Source organism: Mesorhizobium sp. M7A.F.Ca.ET.027.02.1.1, from assembly GCF_004022985.1.
Taxonomy (GTDB): domain Bacteria; phylum Pseudomonadota; class Alphaproteobacteria; order Rhizobiales; family Rhizobiaceae; genus Mesorhizobium.
The window spans coordinates 1-721 of sequence record NZ_RZOL01000872.1; the positions used below are offsets into that span (position 1 = coordinate 1).

The window sequence follows — 721 nt, forward strand, 5'->3', positions numbered from 1 at the left end:
AAGCCGGCCTCATCGATACTTGTGTTGACGGTCATGGGCCGATCCTCAGTCGATATCGAACGAGACGCCCTGGGCGAGCGGCAGCGCCTTGGAATAGTTCACCGTGTTGGTGGCGCGCCGCATATAGGCCTTCCACGCATCGGAGCCGCTCTCGCGGCCGCCGCCGGTTTCCTTTTCGCCGCCAAAGGCACCGCCGATCTCGGCGCCCGAGGTGCCGATGTTGACATTGGCAATGCCGCAGTCCGACCCGTCGACGCCGAGGAAGCGCTCGGATTCCTGCAGGTCGCGGGTGAAGATCGATGACGACAGGCCGGCTCCCACCGCATTGTGCTCGTCGAGCACGGCGTCGAAATCCGAATATTTCATCACATAGAGGATCGGTGCGAAGGTCTCTTCCGTCACCGGCGAGACCTGGCTTTGCATTTCGACCAGTGCCGGGTGCACGTAGTAGGCATCGGGGTGGCCGTTCTCGATCCGCGCCCCGCCGGTCACCTTGCCGCCATGGGCGGTGGCTTCCTTCAGCGCCTTCTGCATGGCGTCGAAGGCCGCCTTGTCGATCAGCGGCCCGACCAGCGAGGAGGTTTCCAGCGGATTGCCGACCGACACGCTTTCGTAAGCCTTCTTGAGACGCGGAACCAGGGCATCGTAGACGCTGTCATGCACGAACAGGCGCCGCAGCGTCGTGCAGCGCTGTCCCGCCGTGCCCATGGCGCCAAAGGCG

At 64.2% G+C, this 721-nt stretch carries 1 protein-coding gene; it reads right to left on the bottom strand.

The features are described 5' to 3' along the window. Positions 1–45 precede the first annotated feature (45 nt). Positions 46–721: aldehyde dehydrogenase family protein (locus EN749_RS36720; RefSeq protein WP_128365095.1), on the bottom strand; the 676-nt coding region annotated here is incomplete at its 5' end.